4 protein-coding genes are annotated in these 4792 nt (G+C 60.2%); all 4 read left to right on the top strand.

What is annotated here, in order from left to right; all coding sequences use genetic code 11:
- On the top strand, positions 1-939 hold a 939-nt coding region (locus tag QZS13_RS09800), incomplete at its 5' end, for a [Fe-Fe] hydrogenase large subunit C-terminal domain-containing protein (protein WP_295588460.1).
- A 275-nt stretch (positions 940-1214) separates the two neighbouring features.
- Positions 1215-2321 carry a galactose ABC transporter substrate-binding protein gene (locus QZS13_RS09795; RefSeq protein ID WP_295588457.1) on the top strand — a complete coding sequence of 369 codons (1107 nt, stop codon included), beginning with the start codon at positions 1215-1217 and terminating at the stop codon, positions 2319-2321.
- Between the two features lie 158 nt (positions 2322-2479).
- Positions 2480-3979, top strand: coding sequence for a sugar ABC transporter ATP-binding protein (locus QZS13_RS09790; protein WP_295588456.1), 1500 nt, complete (start codon positions 2480-2482; stop codon positions 3977-3979).
- 18 nt (positions 3980-3997) lie between these two features.
- A partial coding sequence (locus tag QZS13_RS09785; protein WP_295588455.1) for an ABC transporter permease subunit occupies positions 3998-4792 on the top strand: 795 nt, incomplete at its 3' end.

Genomic DNA, 4792 nt, shown 5'->3' with positions numbered 1-4792 from the left:
TACGACAAGTGCGTCTCCTGCGGCATGTGCCTGGTGAACTGCCCCTTCGCCGCCATTGCCGACAAGAGCCAGATCTTCCAGATCATCAACGCCATCAAGCGGGGTGAGGAAGTCATCGCCTGCGTGGCGCCCGCCTTTGTGGGACAGTTCGGTAAGGACGCAACACCGGCCAAGATCAAGGCCGCCATGCGGATTCTGGGTTTCCGTGACGTGGTGGAGGTTGCCATCGGCGCCGACCTGTGCACGGTGGAGGAGGCCCACGACTTCCTGGAAAACGTCCCGGACAAGCTGCCCTTCATGGGCACCAGCTGCTGCCCCGCCTGGTCTGTCATGGCCAAGAAGCTCTTCCCCCAGTTCAAGGACTGCATCTCCATGGCTCTGACGCCCATGGTCATCACCGCCCGCATGGTCAAGAAGGATCACCCCAACGCCCGTATCTGCTTCATCGGCCCCTGCGCCGCCAAGAAGCTGGAGGCCAACCGCAAGTCCGTCCGCTCCGATGTGGATTTTGTGCTGACCTTTGAGGAGCTCCAGGGCATGTTCGACGCCAAGGACATCAACTTTGCCGCCATTGAGCCCGGTCCCGATGACAATATGGATGAGGGTACCGGTATGGGCCGCGGCTTTGCCGTCGGCGGCGGCGTGGCCGCTGCTGTGGTGGAGGCCATCAGCCACATCGATCCCGACCGGGAGGTCAAGATCGAATACGGCGACGGTCTGCGTGAGTGCCGCAAGATGCTCATGATGGCCAAGGCCGGCAAGAGGAACGGCTATTTGCTGGAGGGAATGGCCTGCCCCGGCGGTTGTGTGGCCGGCGCCGGCACCATCACCCCGGTCAAGGAGAGCGCCGCCAGCGTGGAAAAGTTCAAAAATGCCGCGCCGGAGATGAGCTGCGTCACCAGCCCCCATCTCAACCGGCTCAAGGATGTAGAGGAATAATCCGGCTCCTTTCAACAGCCTCCGCCCAATGGGCGGAGGCTGTTTTTTTCTGCGAAAATCTCTGCGTCCCGCACAAAATAAGACAAATCTGTCCTTAAAAGCTCCAAATTTTCCAATATTTTCTTAAAAAATTTCTTGAGCAGCGAAGTTTTTTCCTAGAACTTCGAAGAATTTTCTATCGTTTTTTCCACTTTGCAACGGTATAATGTGAATATCTCCGAATGGACGACCCCGGTCGGGGCCGTGGAATTCAAAATTTATTAGGAGGAACCAGAATGAAGAAGCTTTTTGCACTTGCCCTTTCTGCCATTATGGTGCTGGGTCTGCTCTCCGGCTGCGGCAGCCAGGAAGAACCCGCCGGTGAGGGCGGAGAGGAAACCCCCGCTGCCAGCGAGCTCAACGTCGGTGTGTTCTATTACAACTTCGCCGATGCGTACATCACCACCGTCCGCAACGAGATGGATGCCAAGCTGACCGAGGCCGGCATCACCTATCAGGATTATGACGGCCAGAACAACCAGGCCCAGCAGCTGGACCAGATCAACACCGCCATCACCAACGGCGCCAACCTGCTGATCGTCAACATCGTGGAGACCTCTTCTCCCGACGCTGCCCAGCAGGCCTGCGATGCTGCCAAGACTGCCGGCATCCCCATCATCTTCTTCAACCGCGAGGTCTCTGACGACGTGGTCAACAGCTACGAGCAGTGCGCCTTCGTCGGCACCGACGCTGCCGAGGCCGGTCACATGCAGGGCGAGATGATCGGCGATTACCTGCTGGAGAACTACGACACCGTGGATCTCAACGGCGACGGCACCATCACCTACGTCCTGTTCAAGGGTCAGGAGGGCAACGCCGAGGCCGAGTACCGCACCCAGTACGCCGTGGAGGACGCCAATGCCAAGCTGACCGAGGCCGGCAAGCCCGAGCTGTCCTTCTATGATCCCAACAACTCCTCCAAGTACCTGGTGGATACCACCGGCGCCTGGTCTGCTCAGGCTGCCACCGACTACATGACCACCATTCTGGCTTCCAACTCCGAGGCCAACGGCAACATGATCGAGCTGGTTATCGCCAACAACGACGGCATGGCCGAGGGCGCCATCTCTGCTCTGCAGGCTGCCGGCTACAACACCGGTGAGGAAGGCTCCAAGACCATCCCCGTCTACGGTGTCGACGCCATGGACTCTGCTGTCCAGAAGATCGAGAACGGCCAGATGACCGGTACCGTCAAGCAGGACGCCGCCGGCATGGCCTCCACCATCATGACGCTGGTTGAGAACGTGAGCTCCGGCGCTGAGCTGATGGCCAATACCGATAGCTACAACGTGGACGAGGGCGTGGCCAAGATCCGTGTGCCTTACGCCATGGTTACCGGCTGACCCAAAGGGTCGCCCCAACGCTGAGCAACAGACGAGCGGGGCTGTCGAGCGCGACAGCCCCGCTCCCTTCCATGGGAGCTTCTGCCTGAGCCGTGCCCGCCGGGCAAGGCTGAGGCAGGAGCCCCGGATCGAAACAAAGGCAAAAGGAGGAGAAAACTATGGATCAGCCGGCATTGCTGGAAATGCGGGGGATCACCAAGGAGTTCCCCGGCGTCAAAGCCCTGGACGGCGTGTCACTGACCGTCCGCCCCGGCACTGTCCACGCGCTGATGGGAGAAAACGGCGCTGGCAAATCCACGCTGATGAAGTGTCTGTTCGGCATCTATTCCAAAGACAGCGGAACCATCACCCTGGAGGGCCGGGAGGTCAACTTCAAAAGCTCCAAGGAGGCCATGGAAAATGGCGTGGCCATGGTGCACCAGGAGCTCAACCAGGCCCTGACCCGCACGGTCACGGATAACCTGTGGCTGGGCCGCTACCCCAAGGTGGGCGGCATCATGGTCAGCGAGAGCACCATGCGCAAGCGCACCAAGGAGATCTTCGACCAGCTGGAGGTCCACGTGGACCCCAGGGCCATCATGTCCACCCTGCCCGTTTCTCAGCGGCAGATGGTGGAGATCGCCAAGGCCGTCAGCTACAACGCCAAGGTCATCGTCTTTGACGAGCCCACCTCCTCCCTGACGGAGACGGAGGTGGAGCACCTGTTCCGCATCATCAACATGCTGCGGGACAAGGGCTGCGGCATCATCTACATATCCCATAAGATGGAGGAGATCCTCCGCATCAGCGACGACGTCACCATTATGCGCGACGGCCAGTGGGTGGCCACCCGCCCCGCCAGCGAGCTGACCATGAACGAGATCATCCGGCTGATGGTGGGCCGTGAGCTGACCAACCGCTTCCCCCCCAAGGACAATGTCCCCGGCGAGGCCATTTTGGAAGTGGAGAACCTGTCCGGCAAGTATACCCGCCTCAAAGAGGCCAGCTTCCAGCTCCATAAGGGTGAGATCCTGGGCATCGCCGGCCTGGACGGCTCCGGCCGCACGGAGGTACTGGAGAACCTGTTCGGCTCCATGACCAAGGGCAGCGGCACCATCCGCCTCCACGGCAAGGAGATCAAAAACCGCAATCCCCGGGAGTCCATCAAAAATGGTTTTGCCCTGCTGACGGAGGAGCGCCGTGCCACCGGCATCTTCGGTATCCGGGACATTCTGGACAACACGGTCATCTCCAACCTCAAAAGCTACCTGATGGGCGGCATCTGCCTGTCCGACAAGAAGATGCGCGAGGACACCGACTGGGCCATCAAGGCCATGCGCATCAAGACGCCCAGCCAGAAGACCCAGATCCGCTCCCTCTCCGGCGGCAACCAGCAAAAGGTCATCATCGGCCGCTGGCTTTTGACCAAGCCGGAGGTGCTGCTGCTGGACGAGCCCACCCGCGGCATTGACGTGGGCGCCAAGTATGAGATCTATCAGCTGATCATTGACCTTGCCAAGGAGGGCAAGGGCGTCATCATGGTTTCGTCCGAGATGCCGGAGCTGCTGGGCGTGTGCGACCGGATTCTGGTCATGTCCGGCGGCATTCTGGCCGGCGAGGTGGATGCCAAGAACACCAGCCAGGAAGAGATCCTGACCCTGGCCGCCAAATATGTGTAATAGAGGGGGACAACACCTATGAGTAAGGAATCCAAAACACTGGAAAAGGGCGCCAAGGCCGCGGCCAAGCAGCCCCTGACCGCCCGGCATGTGGGCGATATGATTCTCAACAACGCCCTGATCATCATTATGATCCTGGCAGTCATCTACATCGCGATTGTCAATCCCAACTTCCGCAAGCCCGCATCCATCATCAATATCCTCTCCCAGACCTGCGCGTATCTGCCCGTGGCTCTGGGCGTGGGCGGCTGCATTGTGCTGACCGGTACCGACCTGAGCGCGGGCCGTATCGTGGGCCTGACCGCCTGCATCTCCGCTTCCCTTTTGCAGGCCGTGGACGCGGCCAGCAAGATGTGGGTGAATCTGACCCCGCCGCCCGTCATCCTGGTGCTGCTGCTGGCCATGCTCATCGGCGGAGCCATCGGCGCCTTCAACGGCTTCTTCGTGGCCAAGTTCAAGCTGCATCCCTTCATCGTCACCCTGGCCAGCCAGCTGATTATCTACACGCTGCTGCTGCGCTACGTCAACGCCGGCAACAACAACGGCATGGCCATCTCCGGCCTGGACAAGTCCTACTCCAGCTTCATTACCGGCTCCGTGCTCAAGATCGGCGGTACCCCCATCCCCAACTATGTGTGGATTGCCCTGATCTGCACCGCTGTCATGTGGTTCGTCTGGAACAAGACCACCTTCGGCAAGAACATGTTCGCTCTGGGCGCCAATGAAGAGGCTGCCCGGGTCTCCGGCGTCAACGTGTTTGCTACCAACATCATGGTCTTCGCCCTGGCCGGCGCCATGTACGCCGTCACCGGC

It is taken from the genome of uncultured Oscillibacter sp., assembly GCF_900546705.1.
Classification (GTDB): domain Bacteria; phylum Bacillota; class Clostridia; order Oscillospirales; family Oscillospiraceae; genus Oscillibacter.
The sequence above is the reverse complement of the archived record's forward strand: the minus strand, read 5'-3'. Positions and strand labels throughout refer to the sequence as shown.